At 71.0% G+C, this 24,948-nt stretch carries 17 protein-coding genes and 1 pseudogene; 8 read left to right on the top strand and 10 right to left on the bottom strand.

Annotation, left to right across the window (positions count from 1 at the left end; all coding sequences use genetic code 11):
• Positions 1-185 precede the first annotated feature (185 nt).
• Positions 186-1,055: a HalD/BesD family halogenase gene (locus Scani_RS27615; RefSeq protein WP_159480517.1), complete on the top strand. Its 870-nt coding sequence runs from the start codon at positions 186-188 to the stop codon at positions 1,053-1,055.
• Between the two features lie 162 nt (positions 1,056-1,217).
• A complete protein-coding gene (locus Scani_RS27610) occupies positions 1,218-3,032 on the top strand; it encodes a choline/carnitine O-acyltransferase (protein ID WP_159480516.1) in 1,815 nt (604 codons plus the stop codon).
• A 56-nt stretch (positions 3,033-3,088) separates the two neighbouring features.
• On the opposite strand, the gene Scani_RS27605 is transcribed toward Scani_RS27610, so the two are convergent.
• Together Scani_RS27605 and Scani_RS27600 are read right to left on the bottom strand one after the other, a co-directional pair.
• Positions 3,089-3,958 (bottom strand): Fpg/Nei family DNA glycosylase, encoded by an 870-nt coding sequence (locus tag Scani_RS27605; RefSeq protein WP_159480515.1) that lies wholly within the window; start codon positions 3,956-3,958, stop codon positions 3,089-3,091.
• A gap of 183 nt (positions 3,959-4,141) precedes the next feature.
• A complete protein-coding gene (locus tag Scani_RS27600; RefSeq protein WP_246296184.1) occupies positions 4,142-5,155 on the bottom strand; it encodes a MerR family transcriptional regulator in 1,014 nt (337 codons plus the stop codon).
• A gap of 99 nt (positions 5,156-5,254) precedes the next feature.
• On the opposite strand from Scani_RS27600, the gene Scani_RS27595 reads away from it, so the two are divergent.
• From Scani_RS27595 to Scani_RS27585, 3 genes are all read left to right on the top strand, one after another.
• The gene (locus tag Scani_RS27595) at positions 5,255-6,046 is read left to right on the top strand and encodes an alpha/beta fold hydrolase (RefSeq protein ID WP_159480514.1); all 792 of its coding nucleotides are present in this window, start codon (positions 5,255-5,257) and stop codon (positions 6,044-6,046) included.
• Positions 6,047-6,414: 368 nt separating this feature from the next.
• Positions 6,415-11,217, top strand: coding sequence for a DUF6531 domain-containing protein (locus Scani_RS27590; protein WP_246296182.1), 4,803 nt, complete (start codon positions 6,415-6,417; stop codon positions 11,215-11,217).
• Positions 11,214-12,014: a hypothetical protein gene (locus tag Scani_RS27585; protein WP_159480513.1), complete on the top strand. Its 801-nt coding sequence runs from the start codon at positions 11,214-11,216 to the stop codon at positions 12,012-12,014. The genes Scani_RS27590 and Scani_RS27585 overlap by 4 nt, the downstream gene beginning before the upstream one ends.
• Positions 12,015-12,177: 163 nt before the next feature.
• On the opposite strand, the gene glnA is transcribed toward Scani_RS27585, so the two are convergent.
• On the bottom strand, positions 12,178-13,587 hold the full coding sequence (gene glnA / locus Scani_RS27580) for a type I glutamate--ammonia ligase (RefSeq protein WP_159480512.1): 1,410 nt from the start codon (positions 13,585-13,587) through the stop codon (positions 12,178-12,180).
• A 339-nt stretch (positions 13,588-13,926) separates the two neighbouring features.
• Between glnA and Scani_RS27575 the strand changes: the two genes are divergently transcribed.
• Positions 13,927-14,394, top strand: coding sequence for an RDD family protein (locus tag Scani_RS27575; RefSeq protein WP_167538144.1), 468 nt, complete (start codon positions 13,927-13,929; stop codon positions 14,392-14,394).
• Positions 14,395-14,699: 305 nt separating this feature from the next.
• On the opposite strand, the gene Scani_RS27570 is transcribed toward Scani_RS27575, so the two are convergent.
• The 4 genes from Scani_RS27570 to lipB form a co-directional block, all read right to left on the bottom strand.
• The gene (locus Scani_RS27570) at positions 14,700-15,419 is read right to left on the bottom strand and encodes a DUF4191 domain-containing protein (protein WP_159480511.1); all 720 of its coding nucleotides are present in this window, start codon (positions 15,417-15,419) and stop codon (positions 14,700-14,702) included.
• Positions 15,420-15,429: 10 nt separating this feature from the next.
• The gene (locus tag Scani_RS27565; RefSeq protein ID WP_159480510.1) at positions 15,430-15,648 is read right to left on the bottom strand and encodes an SCO2195 family GlnR-regulated protein; all 219 of its coding nucleotides are present in this window, start codon (positions 15,646-15,648) and stop codon (positions 15,430-15,432) included.
• Positions 15,649-15,859: 211 nt separating this feature from the next.
• Positions 15,860-16,810 carry a lipoyl synthase gene (lipA, locus tag Scani_RS27560; protein WP_159480509.1) on the bottom strand — a complete coding sequence of 317 codons (951 nt, stop codon included), beginning with the start codon at positions 16,808-16,810 and terminating at the stop codon, positions 15,860-15,862.
• Positions 16,811-16,982: 172 nt separating this feature from the next.
• The gene (lipB, locus tag Scani_RS27555; RefSeq protein WP_167538143.1) at positions 16,983-17,807 is read right to left on the bottom strand and encodes a lipoyl(octanoyl) transferase LipB; all 825 of its coding nucleotides are present in this window, start codon (positions 17,805-17,807) and stop codon (positions 16,983-16,985) included.
• Positions 17,808-18,081: 274 nt separating this feature from the next.
• On the opposite strand from lipB, the pseudogene Scani_RS27550 reads away from it, so the two are divergent.
• Positions 18,082-19,547, top strand: a pseudogene (locus tag Scani_RS27550) (NsdA family TPR-like regulatory protein).
• Between the two features lie 21 nt (positions 19,548-19,568).
• Here Scani_RS27550 and Scani_RS27545 read toward each other — a convergent pair.
• From Scani_RS27545 to Scani_RS27535, 3 genes are all read right to left on the bottom strand, one after another.
• Complete coding sequence (locus Scani_RS27545) at positions 19,569-20,957, bottom strand: FAD-dependent oxidoreductase (protein ID WP_159480508.1); 1,389 nt, start codon at positions 20,955-20,957, stop codon at positions 19,569-19,571.
• Between the two features lie 300 nt (positions 20,958-21,257).
• Positions 21,258-22,142 (bottom strand): TIGR01777 family oxidoreductase, encoded by an 885-nt coding sequence (locus tag Scani_RS27540; RefSeq protein WP_159480507.1) that lies wholly within the window; start codon positions 22,140-22,142, stop codon positions 21,258-21,260.
• A gap of 86 nt (positions 22,143-22,228) precedes the next feature.
• A complete protein-coding gene (locus Scani_RS27535) occupies positions 22,229-22,747 on the bottom strand; it encodes a DUF4240 domain-containing protein (protein ID WP_159480506.1) in 519 nt (172 codons plus the stop codon).
• A 242-nt stretch (positions 22,748-22,989) separates the two neighbouring features.
• On the opposite strand from Scani_RS27535, the gene Scani_RS27530 reads away from it, so the two are divergent.
• Positions 22,990-24,903, top strand: coding sequence for a hypothetical protein (locus Scani_RS27530; protein ID WP_159480505.1), 1,914 nt, complete (start codon positions 22,990-22,992; stop codon positions 24,901-24,903).
• Positions 24,904-24,948: the final 45 nt, after the last annotated feature.

Genomic DNA, 24,948 nt, shown 5'->3' with positions numbered 1-24,948 from the left:
AACACGGGGGCCCTGTGGGAACTTCAACTGTGCTACTCCTCAATGGAGTTGCCGAAGAGCCGAAGGTGCGGGCCGGACGGCACGCGGACCGCACGAGTCGCCTGGTGGGGGCGGCCGGGGCGAGGCCGCGGACCGGCCGCGGGCATCCGGCTCACAACGGTCTGCCCGTACGTGGAGAGGGTCGAATGAGCACTTTGCAAGCCATCACGCTCGACCAGGTGGTCGACACCGCCCGGTATCCCCTGTCGCAGCTCGACGGTGCCGAGGGGCGGGCCGTGATGTCCCGCGCCCGGAGCGAACTCGCGGAGCTCGGCTGCACCGTGCTGCCGGACTTCATCCGTCCGGCGCTCCGCGAGGTGCTGGAGCAGGAGTGCGCGGCCATCGCCCCCCAGGCGCACTACGACGTCGAGACCGTCAACGTCTACAACATCGCGGTGGACTCGGCGCTGCCGGAGGACCACCCCGGGCGGCGGACCTTCCAGCGGGGCAACGCCTTCGTCGCGCGCGACCGGATCCCCGCGGACTCCCTCATCAGCCGGCTCTACTCCCACCCCGCCTTCCAGGACTTCATCGCCCGCTGCTTCGGACTGCCGCGCCTGCACGAACTGGCGGACCCGCTCTCCGGCCTGGTCCTCAACGTCGTCGCGCCGGGCATGGAGCACCCCTGGCACTTCGACACCAACGAGTTCACGGTGAGCCTGCTGACCCGCCGGGCGCAGGACGGCGGCGTCTTCGAGTACTGCCCGAACATCAGGTCCGCCCAGGACGAGAACTTCGACGACGTCCGCGACGTCCTGGACGGCCGGGGCGAGCGGCTGATCCGGCGCCTCCCCCTGCACCCCGGTGACCTGCAGCTGTTCAAGGGTCGCTACTCGCTGCACCGGGTGAGCCCGGTGCGCGGCGACCTCGCGCGCCACTCCGCGATCTTCGCCTACAGCGAGCGCCCCGGTGTCATCGGGAGCGTGGCACGCACCCGGCAGCTCTTCGGCCGGGTACTGCCCGAGCACGAGGCTGCCGAGGGCCGGGCCGTCCGGGGCGACCGGTTGCTGGATTAGCGGTCCGCGAGGACGGCGGCGCCATCGCCCGCCCCGACCCGCACTCCCCGCGGGACCGGACACGGTGGGTGACGGAGCGACCATGGACGAGTGACCCCACAGGCCCCCACGACCGGAAGCGAGAGAGCAGAATTGAATACACGTCAGGAAAGGGCAGCAGCCATGACGACCTTCACCCACGAGGACAGCCTGCCGCGGGTGCCCCTGCCCACGCTGGAGGCCAGCTGTGAGCGGTTCCTCGCCTGGTGTGCGCCGCTGCTGACCGCCGACGAGCTGGCGGCGACCGAGGCGGAGGTGACCGCCTTCCTCCGGCCCGGCGGCCCCGGCCGGGCGCTGCAGGCGGCGCTGGAGGAGTACGACGCCACCGACGGCGTCCACAGCTGGCTCGACACCTTCTGGCCGTACCGCTACCTGGGCCGCCGGGACCGGATCGCGCTCAACGCCAACTTCTTCTTCCTCTTCCAGGACCCGCCGCCGCAGCATCCCCGCTCGCAGATCGAGCGGGCCGCCGGGCTCATCGCCGGAGCCGTGGACTACAAGCGGCAGCTCGATCAGGAGCTCATCCCTCCGGTGGTGCAGCGCGGCGCGCCCCAGTCGATGATCCAGAACAAGTTCCTCTTCTCCGCCACCCGGATCCCCGGGGCGCACCAGGACACCGTCCGCAGCCCCTACACCGACGCCTGGCCGGGCCCGTCCCGCGCCCGGCACATCGTGGTGTTCGTCCGCGGCAGCATGTTCCGGATGGACGTGCTCGGCCCGGACGGCGTCCCGCACAGCCTCGACGACCTCGAAGCGGGACTGCGCGCCGTACAGAAGGCCGGCGCCGAACCGGCCCCCGCGGACACCTCGGTGGGCCACCTCACCACCATGGCCCGCGCGGAGTGGGCCGCCGCCCGCGAGTCCCTGCTCGCCTGCCACCCCCGCAACGCGGACGCCCTGGACGACATCGAGACCGCCCTGTTCTGCGTCTGCCTGGAGGACTTCGCCCCCGCGGACATCCAGCAGGCCTGCGACGAGCTGCTCCATGGCGACCGCGGCAACCGGTGGTTCGACAAGGCCGTCTCCCTGATCGTCTTCGCGGACGGCCGGGCGGGCATCAACGTCGAGCACTGCGAGCTGGACGGCACCACCATCCTCGGCTTCACCGACGCCCTGCTCAGCGCCCCCGCCGAGGAACACTCCCGCCGCTCCGGAGCCCGCCCCCAGGGGCTGCCCGCCGTGGAACCGGTCGTCTTCGAGCTGGATGGCACCCTCCGCTCCCAGGTGCGCTCCGCGGCCGAGGCGTTCGCGGCGTACGGGGAGAGCACCGCGACCCGGACCGTCTCCTTCGACGACTTCGGCAGCAACACCGCCAAGGCTCTGGGCTCCTCGCCGGACGCGTTCGTCCAGCTCGCCTACCAGCTGGCCCACCAGCGCGCCAAGGGGCGCCTGGGCGCCACCTACGAGTCGATCGCCACCCGCCAGTGGCGGCGCGGCCGGACCGAGGCGATGCGGGTGGTCACCCCGGAGATCCAGGAGTTCGTCGCCGCCATGGAGGACCCGGCGGCGGACGCGGACACCCGCCGGGCCGCGTTCCGGGCCGCCGCCGACAAGCACGTGGCCCGCGCGAAGGAGTGCCAGGCCGGTGACGCGCCCGAGCAGCACCTGTGGGAGCTGGAACTGATCCAGCGCCGCCGCGGGACGGAACTCGGCGTGACCGAGCAGCCCGCCCTCTACCGGACACCCGGCTGGCTGACCATGCGCGACGACTACCTGAGCACCAGCTCCGCACCGTCCGCCAACATCCAGTACTTCGGCTTCGGCTCCACCAGCAGCCGCTGTATCGGCGTCGCCTACGTCCTGCTGCCCGACCGCTTCCACCTGTACCTGAGCACGCCGCTGTCCGTGGCCGACCAGATGCTGACCTTCGCCGACCGGCTCCGGGAGGCGGTGGCGGAACTGCGGGAACTGCTGGCGACCGGCCCGGCCGGGGCCTGAAGCACCCTCCCCGCCACCGGCCGAGGCGCCGGCCCGGTGGCGGGGAGCGCGCCCGCCTACTTCAGCAACCGCGACATCCGCCGGTCCGCAAGCACCTTGCCCCCGGTCTGGCAGGTGGGGCAGTACTGCATCGACGAATCACTGAACGACACCTCACGAATCGTGTCCCCGCACACCGGACAGGCCTCCCCCTTCCGCCCGTGCACCCGCAGCCCGCTCTTCTTCTCCGCCTTGAGGTCCTTGAGCGCCAGCCCCTGCGACCGCTCGACCGCCGCCGCGAGCGTCGTACCGATCGCCTCGTAGAGCCGCGCCACCTCTTCCCCGGAGAGCTTGGCGGCCAGCTTGAACGGCGACATCCGGGCCGCGTGCAGGATCTCGTCCGAGTAGGCGTTCCCGATCCCGGCGATCACGCTCTGGTCCCGCAGTACGCCCTTGATCTGCCGGCCTTCCCCCGCCAGCAGCCCGGCGAACGCCTCCGCCGTGAAGTCCGCGGAGAGCGGATCGGGCCCGAGCCGCGCGATCCCCGGCACCTCCAGCGGATCCCGTACGACATACACCGCGAGGTGCTTCTGGGTCCCGGCCTCGGTCACCTCGAACCCCGCCCCGTCGTCCGGTTCCCCGAGCCGCACCCGCAACGCCAGCGGTCCCTTACCGGGCCGCGGCGGCGCCTCCGGCAGCCGGTCACTCCACCGCACCCACCCCGCCCGGGCGAGGTGCATCACCAGATGCAGCCCCCCGACCCGAAGATCGAGGAACTTCCCGTGCCGGCGCACCTCGTCGAACGCCCGCCCTTCGAGCGCGCTGACCGGCGGGTCATAGGTCTTCAGTGCATGGATGGAGACCGGATACACCCGCGCGACGGACCGGCCGACCAGCCGCTCACCCAAAAACCGCGACAGGGACTCGACCTCCGGCAATTCAGGCATACCGCCAGTTTGCCTCGGCGCAGTGGGATCGGGCACCGGGCGAAGGTTGCCCGGCCCGGCCACTCGGCCGAATGCGCCGGCCGGGCAGACGTGACGGACTCTGATGAGGTGCGGCAGGAACCGGCTCAGGAGGATTCCGTCGACGAGGCGGCCGACCGCCCAGAAGGGCGTCCAGGCGTGTCGTCACGCACGAGCCAACGGACGCCCTTCGCCATGGTCGCGGCCGGCCCGGACATCGGACTCGTCCATCTGGGCGACCTCCGCGTCCAGCGCCGCGCGGAGCCAGTCGTCCATGGCGCCGATGGTCGGCTGCGAGGAAGCGGAGGGGAGGTCGCCGGCGAGTTGCCAGTAGCGGTCTATGAGGGGATGCGCGAGCTGGGCCAGCTGGGTGCTGAGCCGGCGGCGGAAGTCAGGGGTGTCCCGCGTGTTGTGCAAACCGGCGTGGGCGGTGACGAAACAGTCGAGAGCCTCGCCCGCGTGCGGAGGCCGCTGGGCTCGTACGTCCGCCGAGGCGAGCGCGCACGCCTCGGCGAGCCCTTCGTAGAGGACGGCCGGGCGGCAGGCCTCGGCGGGGGTCCGGGCTGCGAGGCGGCGGATGTCGATGTCGCGGACGCGGGGGTCGGTCGCGACGGCGTGCAGCCGGACGAAGGTCAGGACCTCGGACGGGGTCGGGTCGGCGGGGGGCTGCGGCACCGCCGCTTCGAGCAGCGTGGAGAGCAGGCGGGCCGGGAGTCGCGCGGGGAGTACGTGACGCCAGAAGCGGGCCAGGGCGTCCGTGTTGGGCGGGATGGTCACGGCACCGATCAGGCGCAGGCGGTCGGCGCGTTCCTCGGGGGTGCAGTCGCGGAGAAGGCGAAGGGCGGCCTCCCGCCAGCGCAGGGAGGACAGTTGCGTGCCGAGTTCTCGGAGCTGCCCCGCGACGGCGTCCTCCAGGGCGTCCGTGGCGCCCGGCCCGTCCTCCTGGGCGAGGATCCGGTCGACCTGCGGCAGCGGCAGGTCGAGGGTGCGCAGCGAACGGATCAGACGGAGCCGGTCCAGGGCCTCGGGGCCGTACCGACGGTGGCCCCCGGCGCTGCGGGTGGCCTCGGGCAACAGGCCGCGGTCCGAGTAGAACCGGACGGTCTTGACGGTGACGCCTGCCTGCTCGGCGAGTTCGCCGATGCTCCACATGCCGTCAGGGGACGCGGACACGGTCATGGCCTTGAACCTCCCTCAGGGGGAGTTCCTACCGTAACGGCATGCGCGGCCGGGTCAACGGGGGTCGGCCGCGCAGCCGAGCTGTGCGAGGAGGCATGGATGACGACGTATGTGCTGGTGCCGGGCGGTCATATGGGCGGCTGGCTGTGGCAGGACCTGGGGGATCGGCTACGGGAGCGGGGAGCCGAGGCCTACGCGGCCACGCTCACGGGCAATGGCGACCGCCGCCATCTGGCGGGCCCGGGAACGAACTTGGAGACCCATATCGAGGATCTGGTGCAGCTCATCGATCACGTGGACGCACCGGAGGTGGTGCTCGTCGCCCACTGCCACGGCAGCTTTCCGGCCCTGGGCGCCGCCGACCGGCGCCCGGAACGGGTGTCCCGGATCGTGTACGTGTCGGCGCCCCTGCCGATGGACGGCTTCTCGGTGCACGGCCTGGTGGACGAATTCGAGCCCGATCCGGCGGTCCGCGACGGGTGGCGGCAACGCGCCGAACAGGCCGAGGACGGCTGGCGGATCCTCCCGCCGTCACCCGACGACGTGCAGGCCCGGAACAGCGTCGCGGGCGTCCCCGCGGACGCGCTGGCCCGGCTCGTCCGCCTGGCCTCGCCGCAGCCGCTGGGCACGCTCACCCAGCCGCTCCGGCTGTCGGGGGCCACAGCCGGGCTGCCGACGAGCGGCGTCTTCTGTACCGGCACGGGGACGAGCATCGCCACCGTCGAGTCCCTGGTGCGGTCGGGGGACCCGCGCTTCCGTGTGCTCACCGAGCCTCGCGTGACCTTCTTCGAACTCGACACCGGGCACTGGCCGATGCTCTCCGCACCGGACGCGCTCGCCGAGGTGCTGCTCCGGGCCGCCGCGGGTGAAGGGCACCGGGTGACCGCGTAGTCCCGCCGAGCGGGGGCAGCGCCGGCCGCGGCGTGAGCGGCGCCCACAAAAAGGCCGTCGGCCGCGTCTTCCGGGAGGGGAAGAACACGGCCGACGGCCCAAAGACGGCCCAGGCGAGCGGAAACCCGCTCTGACCTGCGGCGTTCTTAGATGTCGAAGTACCGCACGAGAAGTGTTCTGACCTGCACAGATGCCGTCTGAAGGCTGGGTGGGTGCACGACTGGTGCACATCGTGGCCGTGGCGGAGTGCCTGGTGCGCGTTCGGCGCGGTGTTTTGCGAAGGCGTCTGCGGGAAACGCGCCACGCTACGGCTCATAGGGCGCTTGAGAAGCTGTTCGCCCAGCTGGAAGTGTTTGATCATCTGAGAAATGGTCAACGGGGGAGTGTTCTACGTGGGTGTAGTGCTGCCTGGCTGGGCGGACGAAGTACTCGACATCATCGGTGTCTCATGGCCGAACGTTGACGAGGACGACTACCGGGACATGGCGGATGCCATGCGGGAGTTCGCCGATGACATCGACCACGGTGCCAACGAAGCTCACACGGCCATCCAGGGGTTGGTGGGGTCAGCGGGTGGCTCGTTGGCCGTCGAGGCGCTCAACGCTCACTGGAGCAAGATCAATGGCACTCACCTCAAGAACCTGGGGGAGTGTGGCCGCATGGCGGCCACCGCCATGGACGGTGTGGCGGTCCTCATCGAGGGCGCGAAGATCGGCGCGATCGTCCAGCTGGGCATCCTCGCCGCAGAAGTGATCGCCGCGCAGGCGGCGGCGCCGTTCACTCTGGGTCTTTCCGAGGTCGGAGCTCTGGCCGCGACCCAGGCGACCCGTGTCATCGTCAAGCGCCTCTTCAAGGAGGTGTGTCAACAGGTCGCTGAACAGGTCATCAGCATCGCCCTGACGCCCGTCGAGGAGGCACTGGGTGCGATGGTCGGCGACCTGGTCGTCCAGATCGGCGCCAACGCCCTCGGAGTCAAGGACGGAGTGGACCTGGGGCAGACCGCCAAGGCCGGCAAGGACGGCTTCCATCAGGGCGTGCAGGATGCCAAGGACTCCGCGAAATCGGCCGCGGACAACCCGATGGAACTCCTCAGTGCCGGCGGCGGCAGTGGGGGCGGAGGCGGCGGCGCCGGCGGAGGGTTCAGTTTCGATCCGGATGAGCACGACCGCGTAGTGACCGGCCTGCAGAGCGCAGGTGGCACCTTCCGGAACAAGGCAGGCGGCAAGATCGGCCGTGCCAGAAGTCACCATGGGCGTACCCGTGGCAAGGACGCCATAGCTGACGCGGCCAACGCGATGTTGGACAGGGTCATCGACGGCATCGAGGCCGGCGTCAAGAAGACCGCCAAGCACCTCGACGACAACATGACCCGTGGTGTGAAGCAGATGGCCAAGAACCATCAGGACAACGACCGCAAGCTGGCCGACCACTTCACAGGCATCGGCAAGGGCGACAAGAAGGACCTGAAGGCGCCGGGGAGCGGCACCGGTAACCGGGCCGGCGGCAAGAAGCCGGGAAGCGGCTCACCGAAATCGCCCCTGCGGAACGGGGCAGCAGAACCGCACAAGACCAGCACCCCAGCGGACGACCGCAACTGTCGAAGCGACCCGATCGACATCGCCTCGGGTGAGATGGTCCTGGCTCAAGAGGACGTCAGCCTGCCGGCTGTTCTGCCGCTACTGCTTTCGCGAACCCATGTGTCTTCGTACCGCTGTGGCGGGTGGTTCGGTCCGTCGTGGTCCTCGACCCTCGACCAGCGCCTGGAACTAGACAACGAAGGTGTCGTCTTCGCTGCCGAGGACGGCATGATCTTGGTCTACCCGGTGCCCGGGCATGATGAGCCGGTCCTCCCTGTCGAGGGGCCCCGATGGCCGCTCAGCTGGGACCCGGAAACGCCCGGTGGACTCCGCATCAGCGACCCGCAGGAGGGACGCTCCTGGCACTTTGCCCAGCCGGCCAACGTTACGGGTGAGCTGAGAGGGCTGAGCCCCTCACAGCTCCCGCTGACGGCCATCACCGACCGGCACGGGAATCAGATCGACATCGACTATTCCGACGACGGCACCCCCAGCGAGGTCTGGCACAGCGGCGGATACCGGATCCGCGTCGAGACCGCAGGGCTACGGATATCCGGGCTGCGCCTGCTGGGTGCGAGGAGTTCGGACGCGGTGGCGTTGGCCACCGAGCCAACCCATAGTGCGGAGGCCGAGGGCGACTCCGCGGTGGGAATGCTGCTGACTGCATTCGCCTACGACGCCAACGGAAACCTCGCCGAGGTCACCAACTCGTCCGGTGTACCGATGGGCTTCACGTATGACCAGGACGGCCGGATCACCTCCTGGACCGACCGGAATCGGCATCGGTACGACTACCTCTACGACGCGGCCGGGCGCTGTGTCGAGACCCGCGGCGAGGGTGGGTTCCTCGATGCCGTCTTCGTGTATGACGATGAGGCGCGCTGCACCCGGGTGACCGATGCGCTGGGACAGGTCACTGTCTACGAGCTCAACGAGCGCGGTCAGACGACAAAGGAGACCGACCCCTCGGGCGCGGTCACCACCTTCGAATGGGACCGGTACCACCGACTGCTGCGACGGACGGACCCGCTGGGCCTTACGGTCACGATGGAGTACGACGCGGCGGGCGACGCCACCGCGGTCACCCGCCCCGATGGATCGCGGATGACCGCTGTCTACAACGACCTCCACCAGCCCTTGCTCATGGTCGGTGCGGACGGTTCAGGCTGGCAGTACGCGTACGACGATTGCGGAAACCTGCTGCAGATCATCGATCCGGCCGGAGCGACCACCAGCTATGAGTACGGCTCTTTCGGTCATCTCACAGCCGTTACCGATGCAATCGGCCAGACAACCCGTCTCACCGCCAACGCCGCCGGGTTGCCGGTATCCGTCACTGACCCTCTGGGGGCCGTGACCACATGTGAGCGGGATGCCTTCGGCCGACCCCGGCTGGTGACCGATCCGATGGGCGCGGTGACGGCCTTCGGCTGGACGGTGGAAGGACAGCCGGCCTGGTGCACCCGGCCCGACGGTCACACCGAGCGGTGGTCCTACGACGCAGAGGAGAACCTGCGCCAGCACGTCGATGCGGCCGGCGGAACCACCTCCTTCGAATACACCTTTTTCGACCGAGTCTCCGCCCGCACGGGCCCTGACGGCGCCAGGTTCACCTTCGCCTACGACGCTGAGCTGCGGCTCATCGCCGTCACCAACCCCCATGGGCAGCAGTGGCGCTACGTCTACGACTCCATGGGCCGGGCCGTGCAGGAGACCGACTTCAACGGACGGCACATCAGCTACACCCACGACGTGGCCGGCCGGCTGACGTCGCGGACCAACGGCGCGGGCCAGACCGTGCGCTACACCCGCGACCTGCTCGACCGTGTCGTCCGAGAAGCCACACAGGTCGGTGGATCGCGATTCCACTACGACGCCGAAGGCCGTCTGCTCTACGCGGCGAACGGCGCCACGGACCTTGCCTTCACGTACGACGCAGCAGGCCGCCTGCTGACGGAGCAACAGGATTCGGCGGTTATCGAATTCGGCTACGACCGGCTGGGTCGGCGCACCCTGCGTCGTACCCCCAGCGGTGTAGAGAGCCGGTGGACCTATGATGCGGCCGGTCGGCCGGCAGCGCTGGTCAGCGCTGGGCGAGAGGTCAGGTTCGGCCACGACCTCGCCGGTCGGGAGGTCCGCCGCAATCTCGGTGCGGCGATCCTCTCCCAGACCTGGGATCCGGCCAACCGTATGACGGCCCAGACCCTCTCTGGTATGTCGGCGCCTCCTGGTGCCGACATACCAGAGACTGCGCTACGACACCGCACCTTCGCCTACCGCCCGGACGATCAGCTACTCGGTTTCACGGACACCATGCTGGGGACGCGAGCCTTCGATCTGGATCCGGTGGGGCGGGTCACCAGCGTCTCGGGACACAACTGGTCAGAGACGTATGCCTATGACACTGCGGGCAACCTGGCCTACACGGGAAGCCACACTGCCGGGCAGGCGAGCCTGAACGACACGGCGGGGAAGAGGTCGTACGACGGCACGCTGCTCCGCCGGGCAGGCCGCACCAGCTACGAGTACGACGGCCAGGGACGGGTTATCAAGCAATGCCGCAGGTTGCTCTCCGGCGGCACCCGCAGCTGGCACTATTCCTGGGACGCAGATGACCGCCTCACCACGGTCACCCTCCCGGACGGCACCCTCTGGCGCTATCACTACGACCCCCTTGGCCGCCGCATCGCCAAGCAGCGGCTGAGCGGCGACAACACCACTGTGGTGGAGCAGACCACGTTCACCTGGGACGGCACCGTTCTTGCCGAAGAACTGCGCAGCGGTTCAGGGTCGGCTGGTGTCCAGGTCACCAGCTGGGAGTGGGACCCGTTCGGCTACCGCGTCCTGACGCAGGTGGACCGAACCGCCGGCGGATCCGAGCCGGCGCAAGAGGAATTCGACGAGCGGTTCTATTCCATCATCACTGACCTGGTCGGCACACCCACAGAACTTGTGGATGAAGACGGTGCGATTGCCTGGCACTCCAGGACCACACTGTGGGGAACACCGCTTCCCGTTGATCCCCGCGAGGCGGTGGTGGGGTGCAGTCTCGGCTTCCCAGGTCAGTACCACGACCGTGAGAGCGGCCTGCACTACAACCTGTTCCGCTATTACGACTCACGCACCGGCCGATATCTCAGCCCCGATCCGCTCGGCCTCGGGCCCGCCCCCGACCCCCACGGGTACGTCGACAATCCCTTCGCCGAGATCGACCCACTCGGCCTGGCGAAGAAGAAGTGCCCAGTCATCATCGAACGCTACGGCAGCGAGGCGGAAGCGAAGGCGAGCGCAGCAGTGAAGCCGAACGGGGGCCTTGTCCCGAGGCCCGGCCACGAACGGCAGCCAAAGTGGATCGCCCAGACCGGCAAGGTCAACCCCGGCACACTGGGCAAGAGCAAGAATTACACCCACAAAATGGAGTTCCACTGCAAGCCAGAAGTGTTGGCCTGGCTGAAGCAGTACGAGATCAAGCCGACCAACGAGCCGGGTCGCTACGCGGTACCGGCGGACAAGATCGATGAGTTCAACAAGTACGTGGAGAAGACGACCGTCCAGCCGCTCGACTCAGGCGGCGGCCGTAGGAGGAGACGATGAATCCGTCATCGCCGCGCGGACGCCTGCGCGATGCCCTGCTGCGTGTCGGCGAAAGGGGGGACGCGACCGAGGCCGACCTCCGTGCGGCAGTCACCACCGCGCTGCGCGAACTGGCTGTGGAGGCGCTGGGCAAGCGTTCGCGCGTCGAGCTGGTCACCCTTGGCGCTGAGGAGCGCCCCTGTGGACGAAGCTTCGGTCTTCGGCTTGCGGACTATGACGTAGAGCTGCCGGACGTGCTCTTGTACGCGGACCAGAGCGACCTTCCGCGCCAGGTGCAGGAGAATTGCCCGACTCTGGGCCAGGAGGAGTGGGAGGCCGTACTGCTGGTCTCCAAGCTCATCTTCATGGGTCTTCAGTCGGAGCCCGAGCCTGTGCACGACGATGCCGGCCAACAGTCGCAGGTCACCCCGAGACCGCCCCGGTCGGTGGCGAGAGAGCGATTCTGCCAGGCGCTGGCGGCCATTTCGGAACGCCCTGACCTGCACCAGGACGAACTCACTGCGCAATTGCGGACCGCGCTGCTGAACTTCGCGTCGGAGACACCCGACAACATGGAGGCGGCTCAGCGCATCGCGGTGCTGCACACCGGGGAGCCCCAGCAAGGGCCGCGCTTGTGCCTCAGCCGCTCGGGGTTGGCCTTTGTGAATGTAGTGATGAGCGCTGGTGGCTGTCCTGTCCCCAGTTGCGTACTGGAGGAATTCCCGGATTTGACCCAGGACGAGTGGAATGCCGTCATCCACGTCACAGGACTGACGCTCATGGCGTTCGAGGCCGAGCCGACGCGTGAGGTGGGATAGCGTCCCGGGCGCGTCGAAGTGGGCGAGTTCAGACGCGTATCCAGTTGGGCTCTGGGTGCCCATGAAACAGAGGGGTCGTGACAGGCGACGAGCGGTTGCCTCCACTGGGTGGAGGCAACCGCTCTGAGCTTTTCCGTCGGCTGCCGAGTTCGAGCTCTTCTTTCTAGATGTCGAAGTACAGCTCGAACTCGTGCGGGTGCGGGCGCAGCTGGATCGGGGCGATCTCGTTGGTGCGCTTGTAGTCGATCCAGGTCTCGATCAGGTCGGAGGTGAAGACGCCGCCCTGCTGGAGGTACTCGTTGTCGGCCTCGAGGGCGTCGAGGACGGCCGGGAGGGAGGTGGGGACCTGAGGGACGCCCGCGTGCTCCTCGGGGGCGAGCTCGTAGAGGTCCTTGTCGATCGGCTCGGCCGGCTCGATCTTGTTCTTGACGCCGTCCAGGCCCGCGAGGAGGAGGGCGGAGAAGGCGAGGTACGGGTTCGAGGACGGGTCCGGGGCGCGGAACTCGACGCGCTTGGCCTTGGGGTTCGAGCCCGTGATCGGGATACGCATGGCCGCGGAGCGGTTGCGCTGCGAGTAGACCAGGTTGACCGGGGCCTCGAAGCCGGGGACCAGGCGGTGGTAGGAGTTCACCGTCGGGTTGGTGAAGGCCAGCAGCGACGGGGCGTGCTTGAGGATGCCGCCGATGTAGTAGCGGGCGGTGTCCGAGAGGCCCGCGTAGCCCTGCTCGTCGTAGAAGAGGGGGTTGCCGCCCTGCCACAGGGACTGGTGGACGTGCATGCCGGAGCCGTTGTCACCGAAGATCGGCTTGGGCATGAAGGTCGCGGTCTTGCCGTTGCGCCAGGCGACGTTCTTCACGATGTACTTGAAGAGCATCAGGTCGTCGGCCGCGGCGAGCAGCGTGTTGAACTTGTAGTTGATCTCCGCCTGGCCGGCGGTGCCGACCTCGTGGTGCTGGCGCTCGACCTGCAGGCCGGCCGCGTCCAGCTCCAGGGAGATCTCCGCGCGCAGGTCGGCGAAGTGGTCGACCGGCGGGGCCGGGAAGTAGCCGCCCTTGTAGCGGACCTTGTAACCGCGGTTGTTCTCCTCCGAGCCGGTGTTCCAGGCGCCGGCCTCGGAGTCGATGTGGTAGAAGGACTGGTTCGCGCCGGTCTCGAAGCGCACGCTGTCGAAGACGTAGAACTCGGCCTCGGGGCCGAAGAACGCGGTGTCCGCGATGCCGGTGGAGGCGAGGTAGGCCTCGGCCTTCTTGGCGATGTTGCGCGGGTCACGGCTGTACTGCTCGCCGGTGATCGGGTCGTGGATGAAGAAGTTGATGTTGACGGTCTTGTCGCGGCGGAACGGGTCCACGCGAGCCGTCGACAGGTCGGCGCGCAGCGCCATGTCGGACTCGTGAATGGCCTGGAAGCCGCGAATCGAGGAACCGTCGAAGGCGAGTTCCTCGGCCGGGTCGAACGCCTTCGCCGGGATCGTGAAGTGCTGCATCACACCGGGCAGGTCGCAGAACCGGACGTCGACGAACTTCACGTCCTCGTCCGCGATGAACTTCTTGGCCTCGTCGGCGTTCTGGAACATCCAACTCCTCCTAGCCCGGTCACCGGTCGGCGGACGCGGGATTGCTACTCGGAACGCGACCATGTGCGGTGGCGCGTTGCCCGACCATAGGCAGGCGGGATTTCCCAAGCATGACCCATTTGTTTCGCCGAGGTTAACCGGCGCGCGCCTGCCTTTATTCACCAGTGTGACCCATAAAGAGACACTTTGGCCCGGGGTGGCGGCCGTCCGCTCCGGTGTCCGGCCGCGTCATTGCGCCCCTTCCGGACCGCCTCGGGGCCCGTACCGGAAGCAGGGCCCGAACCGTCCCGTACCGGACCTCGGCGCAGCGAATGTATGCGGTCGCAGTACCGTGGTCGGGTGGACAACAGGCAAGCAATCGGATCGTGGATCTCCGGGCCCCGCGCGGCAGCCGAGGACATGGGTGTCGAGTTCGGACACCGCGGGCAGCAGCTCGGGCTGCCGGAGACCGGGCCGGGCTCGATCGCCCGCCCCGGACGGCGCTTCGCCGCGCTCTTCCTCGACTGGGCGCTGTGCATGCTCATCGCGTACGGGCTGCTCAGCGGCGGTAAGGCGCAGTCGGCGAGCAACTGGGCGCTGCTGGTCTTCGCGGTCCTCAGCGTGCTGACGGTGGGCACGGTCGGCTTCACGCCCGGCAAGCGGCTGCTGGGCCTGCGGGTGATCGCCGAGGGCGGCGGCCGGCTCTCGCTGCCGAGGGTCGTGCTCCGCACGGTGCTGCTCGTCGTGGTCATCCCGGCCGTCGTGTGGGACCGGGACGGGCGCGGGCTGCACGACCGCCTCTCGCGCGCCGTACAGGTCCGCATCTGAGCCCATACGGCCCGCACGTCCGTACGCCCGCACGTCTCTAGGCGCGTACGCCCTTACGCCGAGTCCCGGGCGGTACCGGCCGCACCCGGCGCGATCTGAGCTCGTACACCACCCTTCCGGGGGTACCCCTGGCCCTCAGCCCTGGCCCTCAGCGCCCTGCCCGGCGCGCCGGGCACCCGGGCCCGTCGCCCCGTACGCAGGCCCGCATACGAAGCCCTATGACGAAACGCCCCGGAGCCACAGGCCCGGGGCGTTTCGTCGTTCGTCGGAGTATCGGGTGCGTCGGCCGGATGCGGCCGACGCGGTCAGCGGGTCTTGCCGCCGCCCTTGGGCATCCGCATGCCCTTCGGCATCGGGCCCTTCGGGACCGGCATGTTGCTCATCAGGTCACCCAGAGCCTTGAGCCGGTCGTTGACGGCCGTCACCTGTGCGCCGGGCAGTACCCGCGGCAGCTTCAGCAGCGTCGTACGGAGCTTCTTCAGCGGCACCTGGCCCTCGCCGTCGCCCACGATGATGTCGTGGACCGGGGCGTCGGCGACGGTGCGCGCCATCCGCTTCTTCTCGGCGGCCAGCAGGCCGCGGAGACGGTTCGGGTTGCCCTCGCCGACCAGCACGATGCCGGCCTTGCCGACGGCGCGGTGGACCACGTCCTGGCTGCGGTTCATGGCCACCGCGGGGGTGACCGTCCAGCCGCGGCCGACGTTGTCCAGCACGGCGGCCGCCGCGCCCGGCTGGCCCTCCATCTGCCCGAAGGCAGCTCGCTCGGCGCGCCGTCCGAAGACGATCGCCATCGCGAGGAAGGCCAGGACGAAGCCCAGGATTCCCGCGTAGATGGGGTGGCCGATCGCGAAGCCGATGGCAAGGAGGACGCCGAATACGACGATGCCTACACCAGCGACGACTAGACCGACCTTGGAGTCGACCCGACGGGTCATCTTGTAGGTCAGGGCGATCTGCTTCAGCCGCCCGGTGTTCTCAGCGCCGGCAGCGCCGTCAGCGCCCTCAGCCTTTACCTTCCTCGCCATACAGCGCAGTCTACGTGGCGTGCGGGCGGTGGGTCGCCGCGGCCTCCAGTACGAACTCGGCCTCGTGACGGTCCTTGGCGCGGCGGCGGTCCTCCAGGACCGATGTCCAGGCGTTACGACGGGCGGTGCGCTGTCCGCCGCGCATCAGTACGGCCTCGACGGCGCGCAGGGCACCGGTGACCGAAGGGATGGGGAGGGCGGGATTGGCGCGGAGCGGCGCGGCCTGCATGGTGGGTGACTCCCTCTGATTCGTTCGGAGAAGCAGGAGTAGGTGCGGGAGCGGTGCGTGCATCCATCGTCACGGATAGGTGTTACCAACGGATGACCTGCCGGTCAAACACCGATGAAACGTTGACGCGGCCCCCACGCCCCCCGTCAGGGGGAGTGCGGGCCGCGTCCTCAGCATGTGCCACGTTTCACAAGACGGCGCGCCGGGGAAATCAAACCGCCTGACTGGACGCCTCGGCCTCGCGCCGGTCCATGGCCTGCTGGTAGAGGCGGCCGGCGCGGTAGGAGGAGCGCACCAACGGGCCGGACATGACGCCGGCGTAGCCGATCTCCTCGGCCTCCTCCTGGAGCTCCACGAACTCGGCGGGCTTGACCCAGCGCTCGATCGGGTGATGACGCACGGAGGGGCGCAGGTACTGGGTGATCGTGATCAGCTCGCAGCCCGCGTCGTACAGGTCCTGCAGCGCCTGGCTGATCTCCTCGCGCTCCTCGCCCATGCCCAGGATGAGGTTGGACTTGGTGACCAGACCGGCCTCGCGGGACTTGGAGATGACCTCCAGCGAGCGCTCGTAGCGGAAGCCGGGGCGGATGCGCTTGAAGATGCGCGGGACGGTCTCGACGTTGTGCGCGAGGACCTGGGGGCGCGAGGAGAAGACCTCGGCCAGCTGCTCGGGGACCGCGTTGAAGTCCGGGATGAGCAGTTCCACGCCGGTGTCGGGCATCGCGGCGTGGATCTGCCGGACGGTCTCGGCGTAGAGCCAGGCGCCGCCGTCGTCCAGGTCGTCGCGCGCGACGCCGGTGATCGTGGCGTACTTCAGGCCCATGGTCTGCACGGATTCGGCGACCCGGCGGGGCTCGTCGCGGTCCAGCTCCTGCGGCTTGCCGGTGTCGATCTGGCAGAAGTCGCAGCGGCGGGTGCACTGGTCGCCGCCGATGAGGAAGGTCGCCTCGCGGTCCTCCCAGCATTCGAAGATGTTGGGACAGCCCGCCTCCTGGCAGACCGTGTGCAGACCCTCGCTCTTGACCAGGCCCTGGAGGTGGTTGTACTCGGGACCCATCTTCGCCCGGGTCTTGATCCACTCGGGCTTGCGCTCGATGGGCGTCTGGCTGTTCCGGACCTCCAGGCGCAGCATCTTGCGTCCGTCGGGTGCGACTGCGGACACGACCGGCTCCCTACGACTTCGTTTCTTCGGCGCACACCAGGGTACGCCCGTTGATTCGCACGTCTTTACGTGCGGGGCAACCGCCAATGACGGGGTTGCATTCCCGGCGGCCCCCGGGAGGCCCCGGGGCGGGCGGCCGTCCGGCGCGGGGGCCCGGCCGGCGACCGTCCGGTCAGACCGCGCGGGGGAGCAGTTCGGCGCCCTCCAGGACGTCCCGCAGGTGCTTCTCGACGACGGGCAGGACGTCGGCGATGGTGATCTCGCGGCCCAGCTCGCCGGCCAGCGAGGCGACGCCGGCGTCCCGGATGCCGCACGGCACGATCTTGTCGAACGAGGTGTTGTCCGGATTCACGTTCAGCGCGAAGCCGTGCATCGTGACGCCCTTGGCGACGCGGATGCCGATCGCGGCGAGCTTGCGGTCCTCGCGGCGCTGGCCGGCGTTGGACGGCGCGTACTCGGGACCGTTCAGCCGCGGGTCGAACAGCTCGTCCGCCACCCGCGGGTCGAAGTCGAGGTTCAGCCCGCCCAGGGCCGCCGACTCCTCGGCCGCGCCGACGGCGTCGCCCAGCACCCACACGCCGCTGCGGCCCTCGACCCGGGTGCCCTCCACGCCGAACTCGGCGCAGACCCGGATCAGCGCCTCTTCGAGCCGGCGGACATGGGCCACGACGTCAACCGGGCGCGGCAGCTTCTGGATGGGGTAGCCCACCAGCTGGCCGGGCCCGTGCCAGGTGATCTTCCCGCCGCGGTCCACGTCGACGACCGGGGTCCCGTCCAGCGGGCGCTCGGCGTCGGACGTACGGCGCCCCGCGGTGTAGACGGCCTGGTGCTCCAGCAGCAGGCAGGTGTCGGGCAGCTCGTCGGCGAACCGGGCGGCGTGCACCCGGCGCTGCTCCTGCCATGCGGATTCGTACTCCACGGCGTCGGCGCCGAAACCCAGATGCACAAAGCGCAGCCCCTCGGGAACGGGGGTCTCCCCCCGAGAGATCGCAGTCACGGCAGCTCCTCTACGAACCTTTGTTGCACTTTGCTGCAACGTTGATGCCACTTCGCGCCCATGCCACTGTACGGCCGCCGCTTCCGGACCCGGCAGGCGGCCGGTGTCCGGCCCTCCCGTCCCTGCTCACACGATCGGATGAACGCGACGAGGAGGCGCCGATTAGGGCCCCGAAGGCCGTTACATTCACGCCGTTCCACAAGGGCGATGAGCATGCCGGACAGGGTCCGCCGAACCCGGCAGCGGCCCGGAAGGCAGGAGACCGGTAAAGCTGATGACGGAACGACCCCCGCACCACACCCCCAACCGCCAGCTCGCCGCGCTCATCGCCGAGGCGGGATTCTCCAATGCCGGGCTGGCCAGACGGGTGGATCAGCTCGGCATCGAGCACGGCCTCGACCTCCGTTACGACAAGACGTCGGTGACCCGCTGGCTGCGCGGCCAGCAGCCCAGGGGCACCACCCCCGCATTGATCGCGGAGGTGTTCACCCGCCGGCTGGGACGCCGGCTGTCCGCCCAGGACCTCGGCCTGGACGCCTGTGCGCCGGTGTACGCCGGACTGGAATTCGCCGCGAGCCCCAGCGAGGCGGTGGACATCGTCAGCGGCCTGTGGCGCAAGGACTCCGGCAGCCACGCCGAGCTCCGCAAGATCGCCTTCACCCCGGCCGGACTCGTGGTGCCCAGCCGCGACTGGCTGATCGGCCGCGCCGACGAACGGGTCGCCCGCGGCGAGCCCCCCGTCGACGGGGCGGGCCGGGTCCCCGCACAGGGCCGGGTCACGGTGCCCCGTCAGCGCCGCACCGACCGGGTCGACCGCACCCAGGGCTCCAAGGTCACCTCCGGCGACATCGCGGCGCTGCGCTCGGTCGGCGAGCTGTTCCGGGCACTGGACCACGCCTACGGCGGCGGTCACGCCCGGCAGGCCCTGGTGCGCTATCTGGAACACGAGGCCGAGCCGATGCTCCGCGGCAGCTACGGCGAGGCCACCGGCCGGCGGCTCTTCGCGGCCGCCGCCGATCTGACCCGGCTGGCGGGCTGGACCTCGTACGACATCGCCGCCCACGGGCTGGCCCAGCGGTACTTCGTCCAGGCCCTGCGGCTGGCCCAGGCCGCCGGGGACCGGGCGTACGGGTCCTACGTCCTGGTGACCATGAGCCGGCAGGCCGTCTACCTGGGGCACGGCAGGGAAACGGCAGGGAAGCCGTGCAGCTCGCCCGGGTCGCCCAGCAGGGCATCGGCAGCAGCGCGCCGCCCGCCGTGCAGGCGCTGCTGCACTCCGCCGAGGCACGCGGCCACGGCGTCCTGGGCGAGGTCCGGGCCTGCACGACGGCGCTGGCCCGCGCCGAACGGGCGCTGGAGACCGTCCGCCCCGGTGACGACACCCCGTACTGGGCGCGCTTCTTCGACGAGGCGCAGCTCGCCGACGAACTGGCGCACTGCCACCGCGATCTCCAGCAGTACCGCGCCGCCTCCCAGCACGCCGAGCGCTCGCTCCAGCTGCGCGCGGCCGGGTTCGCCCGCAGCAGGCTCTTCTGCCGGGTGGTGCTGGCGACCGCGCGGCTGGGCCTGGGCGAGCTGGAGCAGGCCTGCACGCTGGGTGCCGAGGCGGCGCTCCAGGCCTCCGAGATGCGGTCCGTACGCGCCCATGAGTACGTCAGGGAGTTCGAGCGCCGCCTGGAGCCCTACCGGGACGCGGCGCCCGTGCGGGGGTACCGCGAACGGGTGGCGGCGCTGGGATGACGGCCGGACCGGACACCCGGCTCAGGCCGCCGTGGGCAGGGTGTCCGGTTCCGTCGTGCAGGCCGGCAGGCCGAAGTCCTGGAGGAGCGCGCGGGCGGCGCGCCGGCCCGAGTTCAGCGCCCCCTGGAGCGTGCTGGTGTCGCGATGGTCGCCGCACACATAGAGGCCGGAGAGCACCCGCACCGTGCGCTCCGGGTCGTGCGGCGCCGGCATCGCGGGTACGGCGTACGGATCGTGATGGGCGGTCAGCAGCTGCCAGTCGTCGGTGTGCGCGCCGTAGATCCGGTCGAGCTCGGGGCGGATCGTCTTGTCGAGCACGGACAGCGGCAGTGTCGCCGCGGCGCCGAGCACGGTCGTGGTGATCAGGGACCGGCCCGGCGGTGTACGGGACGGGTCGATGGCGCCGGCGGCGTAGCTGTAGGCGACGGCGCCGTCCGTGGGCAGGATCAGGGCCGTGTCGCGGGACGGCGTGCCCCGGCCGCCGCAGGCCGCCCCGGTGTGGTGCAGGACGGCGACGGGGTGGAAGGCGGGCACCCGCAGCCCCGGCAGCAGCTCGGCCGCATCGCGTGCGCCGGTGGCCACCACTACCGCCCGGCAGGGGATGTGGCCGTGCTCAGCGGTGCTGACGCCGGTGGTCGAGACGGCCGTGACCTGCACGGAGGTGCGGACCGTGCCCGGCGGCAGCGCGGCGGCGAGCAGCTCGGGGACGGCCATCACGCCGCCGGCCGGGAGCCACAGCCGGCCCTGTGCGAAGGCGCGCAGGGCCGCCGCCCCGCCCCGGCTGGAACCGTGCAGCTGGGGATCGCACAGCAGCGCGGCCAGCAGGGGCCGCAGGAACGTGTCATGGCCGCGGTGCGGGAAGGCGGGGCGGTCGGCCAGCGCGTCGCGGATCGGACGGTCGGCGGAGGGCGCGGGGGTGGCGCCGGCGGGGGGAGCCGTGGGGGTGTCGGCGCGGCGGTCGATACGCCGGACCGTGCGGCGGTCCGGGTGCTCCGCGGTCCGCCGGTCGGTGAGGCGGACGGCCTGACGGTCCGTCCGGCGCTCCGCGCGGCGGCCGGCCCGCGAGAGGGCACGCGCCGCGGACAGCGCGCCCTTCGCGCTGCGGGGCGCGCTGATGCGCTGGGTCCGCTGTCCGTTGTGGACGCTCAGACCGGGCGCGAACGGACGGAGTGTCAGATCGCCGAGGCCCGGGGCCCGGCGCAGCTCGGTTGCGGAGACGGCCAGCGGCCGCCCGCAGCGGTCCAGCCGGAAGCCGTCGAGGCGGTCGGTGACGGACCGGCCGCCGATCCGTGGCGCGGCCTCCAGGACGGTGACGGACACTCCGGCGCCGGTCAGATGGCGGGCGGCGGCGAGTCCGGCCGGACCGGCCCCCACGATGACGACGTCCACGGCCGATGCGGTGCGCAGCACATGCCCCTCCCGAGGTCGGTCCCAACGACGGCGCACCCCAGTCGTGCCCGGTGCCGCCGTGGGGATACCGAGAAGAGGCGTGCGAGGACGGCAGGAAGGCGGCAGCGGTCACGTTCGACAGGGGGCGTCCAGGGGCGCGTCGACCGCGCCCCTTGGCCAAAGCTTCCCGTCCGGCACTGCGGCTATGCCGCCCGGACGGCGGTGTGACGCGGACGACTCCGCGGCTGGGACGACTCCGCAGCCCGGTGACCGAGCGGTCCGGGCGCCCGAGCGGTCCGGAGGAGTGCGCGGCCCGTACGGCTACGCGGCCCGGACCGCCTCGATGATGCGCGGATGGGCGAACGCGAACCCGGAGTCCAGCAGCCGCCGCGGAACGATCCGCTGACTGCCCAGCACATCGCCCGCGAACTCGCCCAGGGCCGCACGCAGGACCGGCGCCGGCACGGTGAACAGCGTGGGGCGGTGGAGGACATGGCCCATGACGGCGGTGACCTCGCGGTTGGTGACCGGTTCCGGCGCCGTGAGGTTGACCGGTCCGCTCAGGCCCCCGGTGTCGATGAGGTGGCGCAGCGCCCTGATGTGGTCCGTCAGGGAGATGAAGCTCCAGTACTGGCTGCCGTCGCCGAGCCGGCCGCCCAGGCCGAGCCGGAAGAGGGGGAAGAGCCGGCCCCAGGCGCCGCCCGAGCGCGCCACGACCAGGCCGGTACGGGGGAAGACGGTACGGATGCCGGCGTCCTCGGCCGGCTTCGCGGCGTCCTCCCAGGCCACACAGAGCTCCGGCAGGAACCCGTGGCCGGCCGGCGCGCTCTCGTCCGTCCGCCGGTCGCCGGTGTCGCCGTAGTAGCCGATCGCGCTGCCGCTGACGAAGACTCCCGGCGGAGCGTCCAGGGAAGCCAGCGCCGAGGCGAGGGCCCGGGTGCCCAGGACCCGGCTGTCGCGGAGCTCCTGCTTGTAGGCGGCCGTCCAGCGGTGGTCGCCGACCCCCGCGCCGGCCAGATGGACGACCGCCTCGCAGCCCACCAGCCCGGCGGTGTCGACCTCCTGGCGGCCGGGGTCCCAGCGCACCTCGTCGGCCGCCGCGGGCGCGCGCCGTACGAGCCGGACGACGTCATGGCCGTCCGCGCGCAGGGAGCGTACGAGCGCCGTGCCGATGAGACCGGTCGAGCCGGTGATCGCGATCCGCATGGGGCCCATACTGCCCGCACCGACGGGCCGGTGGTGACATCCCGGGGCCGGGCCCGGCCCGCCGTGGCTCCGGGACGCCGCGCGTCCTACGGCTTGAAACGGTCCCAGAGGGTGGGGAAGCGCTCCGCCATGGTTCGTTGATCGTCGAAGTCGATGTAGCTGCCCAGCGGTTCGCGGGGCGGCGGGGGCAGCTCCAGGTCCGGCATCACCCCGCCGGTCATCTGCTCGTACGCCTCGTCGGCCGCATAGCCCAGCTCCTCGGCGTCGCCGTCCACCGACTCGTCGAAGTCGTCCAGCAGCTCGGCGAGCTGGTCCGGGTCGTGCAGCGCACCCTCGAAGACCTCCCGGCCCTGGCCGATCAGCCAGCAGCGGAAGTAGTCGAAGGCGTCGTCGCTCGCGCCGCCCAGCAGGACGGAGGCCGCGGCCCACAGGTCCCAGGAGTACGCCCGGTTGTAGCGGGCCTCGAAGTGGCGGGCGAAGTCCACGACGGCATCCGGGTCGAGCCCGAGGAGCCGCTCGACCAGCGCGTCGGCCTGCTCCTCGGGGTCGCCCTCGGCGGCCTCGCGGGAACCGTCGATCAGTTCCCAGAACTCCGTCTCGTCCATCACCGCTCCAGCATCTGCCCTGCCGGCGCCCGCCGCATGCGGAGTACCCCGGATGCGGCGGGGTCGTTATCCGGATCGGTGACGCGGCGGGCGCGCCGGTGACGGGGTGTTCGGATCGGGTTCGCTCACCCCGGCCGGTCCTCCGTCGGGTGACCGCCCCAAGGATCACTCGTTGGACGGCGTGCAACGACCGAACGACGGTATATCCACCCTTGCGCGAAGGGCTGTTCCAGGCCATGCCCATGGACGAACGCACCCGGGCCGATGTCGAACGGGCCGAGGCGGCCCTCGTCGAGCACTATCCACGGCTCGTCCGCCTCGCCTATCTCGTGCTGCCCCCGTCGATGGGCCGCCACCGCCGGGTCCTGACCGCACACGGACTGGTCCAGCGGGCGCTGCCGCGGGCCCGGCTGCGGCGGCCCGACGGCGGACTGCCGGCCCAGCGCGGCCCGGCGGCCGAGCCGGGCTACGACGTGGTGCGGCTGCGGGCCCTGCGGCTGGCGCTGGCGTACGAGGACCGGCCGGTGCGGGGACCGGCGGCCATGCCCCAGGTCTGGGGGCTGCGGCTCTTCCCGCGGGCCGGCGGCGCCGAGGAACTCGCCCTGGACCAGGCGCTGTCCGCCGTCCCGGCCCCGGTACGGGCCGCCATCGGGCTGTGGCAGCTGGAGGGCCTGGACGAGGACGCCGCACGCGGCGTGCTGGCGCGGGCAGGGGTCGAGGAGCCGGACGCGGCACAGCGGGCGGCGGCGCAGCTGGACCGGGAGACCGGGGCCGGTGCCGGGGCACTGCTGAACTCGGGGGAGTTCGACCCGTGCACGGTGCAGATGCGGCCGACGGACCTGCTGCGCCGTCGGCAGCGGGTGCGGGTGGCGGTCGCACTGACGGCGCTGCTCGCGGTCGGCGGGGTGGTCGCCGGGGTGTCGCGGGGGGACGGGGACCGGACCGGGCACACGGAGACCGTCGCGGAGCGCGCGCTGGACCCGGGGCGGCTGCTGCGCACCCCCAATGATCAGTGGACGGACACCTCGCGGGTGGACTTCACCGCCTGGCCCGCCCGCGGCCGGCAGGCCGGCGACCAGGAGCTGCTGGGGCGGGCGCTGCGGGTGTGGGCGGCGCCGCCCGAGGACGCCCGGATCGTGGCGTCCGCTGGCACCTCCACCCGGCCGCCCGACCATCCGCCGCAGCTGCTGTACGCGGGCCTGATCGACAACGTGATGGTCGTGGTCCTCCACGACGGCGAACGCCTGGTGCGCTACGCCGAGCCCGAAGACGCCACGCCCACCCTGCACTTCGCACGGGTCGACGACGCGGACCCGACGACCGGCGCCGCGTTGGTGATCGGACGCGGCAACGGCTGGATGCGGTATCTGCTCGCGCCGTGGATCTCCGATGTCACCGTCCGCGACCTGGTGGCACCGGCCGCCCCGGTGCACGGGCTGCATGTTGCTCCGGACGGGGTCACCGACCGGATCCCGACACCGCCGGTGGGGAGCGCCGTCTGCGGACACTGGCCGGCGGCCCAGTTCCGGCCCTCGACCCGGATCGGCGCGGCCGCGGTGAACCCGCCCTTCCTGGTGACCGACCTCGACGACCTCGTCCCCGTCCGTCTCACCTCCCTGCCGCCCGGCGGCACCCCGGCCGCCGGACCGGGGGAGGCGACCGGCGCCCCGGCCCTGCAGGGCTGGGCCCGTACGGTCTGCTCGCTCGGGTCGCTGCGGGGCGCCGGCGTACGGTCCGTCAGCAACTGGGCGTTCGCCGAGCAGCGCCTCCCGGAGGGCGGCGGCAGCGCGACCTGGATGTGCACCCGCGCCGACACCTGGCGCGGGCCCGGCAGCGTGACGCTGCAGTTCCTGCCGCCCGCCGCGCGCCCGGCCGAGCCCGCCGCGATCGCCGGCCGGGCCGCGAACACCGCCGCCTGCAGCCGCTTCGGTGCCCCCGTGGCGGGGGACGTCCGCTGGCGGGCGAAGTCCGGCAAGTGGTACCTGCTCGCGGCCGGCAGCCAGGAGGTCGGCGGCTTCGACGTGACGGGCGGGGTACGGGCCACCGGCGACGGGGGCACGTTCGCCGCGCCGGTCGGGGCGGGTGGGCCGGGTGCCGCGGCGCAGGTCGTCGGGCGGCTGCGGAGCGGGGGGAGTGTGCGCGCGCTGCGTCCGTAGGGGATGGGTGCTCGTAGGGGTGGGTGGATTGCGGGCGCAACGCGG

It is taken from the genome of Streptomyces caniferus (genome assembly GCF_009811555.1).
GTDB classification, from domain to species: domain Bacteria; phylum Actinomycetota; class Actinomycetes; order Streptomycetales; family Streptomycetaceae; genus Streptomyces; species Streptomyces caniferus.
Note: the sequence above shows the minus strand (reverse complement) of the source record. Positions and strands in the feature narration are given on the sequence as shown.

Bases quoted from the DNA above. Each gene is read 5' to 3' on its own strand.
- Scani_RS27615 (WP_159480517.1), top strand. From the start codon at position 186: ATGAGCACTTTGCAAGCCATCACGCTCGACCAGGTGGTCGACACCGCC.
- Scani_RS27610 (WP_159480516.1), top strand. From the start codon at position 1,218: ATGACGACCTTCACCCACGAGGACAGCCTGCCGCGGGTGCCCCTGCCC.
- Scani_RS27605 (WP_159480515.1), bottom strand. From the start codon at position 3,958: ATGCCTGAATTGCCGGAGGTCGAGTCCCTGTCGCGGTTTTTGGGTGAG.
- Scani_RS27600 (WP_246296184.1), bottom strand. From the start codon at position 5,155: ATGACCGTGTCCGCGTCCCCTGACGGCATGTGGAGCATCGGCGAACTC.
- Scani_RS27595 (WP_159480514.1), top strand. From the start codon at position 5,255: ATGACGACGTATGTGCTGGTGCCGGGCGGTCATATGGGCGGCTGGCTG.
- Scani_RS27590 (WP_246296182.1), top strand. From the start codon at position 6,415: ATGGTCAACGGGGGAGTGTTCTACGTGGGTGTAGTGCTGCCTGGCTGG.
- Scani_RS27585 (WP_159480513.1), top strand. From the start codon at position 11,214: ATGAATCCGTCATCGCCGCGCGGACGCCTGCGCGATGCCCTGCTGCGT.
- glnA (WP_159480512.1), bottom strand. From the start codon at position 13,587: ATGTTCCAGAACGCCGACGAGGCCAAGAAGTTCATCGCGGACGAGGAC.
- Scani_RS27570 (WP_159480511.1), bottom strand. From the start codon at position 15,419: ATGGCGAGGAAGGTAAAGGCTGAGGGCGCTGACGGCGCTGCCGGCGCT.
- Scani_RS27565 (WP_159480510.1), bottom strand. From the start codon at position 15,648: ATGCAGGCCGCGCCGCTCCGCGCCAATCCCGCCCTCCCCATCCCTTCG.
- Scani_RS27540 (WP_159480507.1), bottom strand. From the start codon at position 22,142: ATGCGGATCGCGATCACCGGCTCGACCGGTCTCATCGGCACGGCGCTC.
- Scani_RS27535 (WP_159480506.1), bottom strand. From the start codon at position 22,747: ATGGACGAGACGGAGTTCTGGGAACTGATCGACGGTTCCCGCGAGGCC.
- Scani_RS27530 (WP_159480505.1), top strand. From the start codon at position 22,990: ATGGACGAACGCACCCGGGCCGATGTCGAACGGGCCGAGGCGGCCCTC.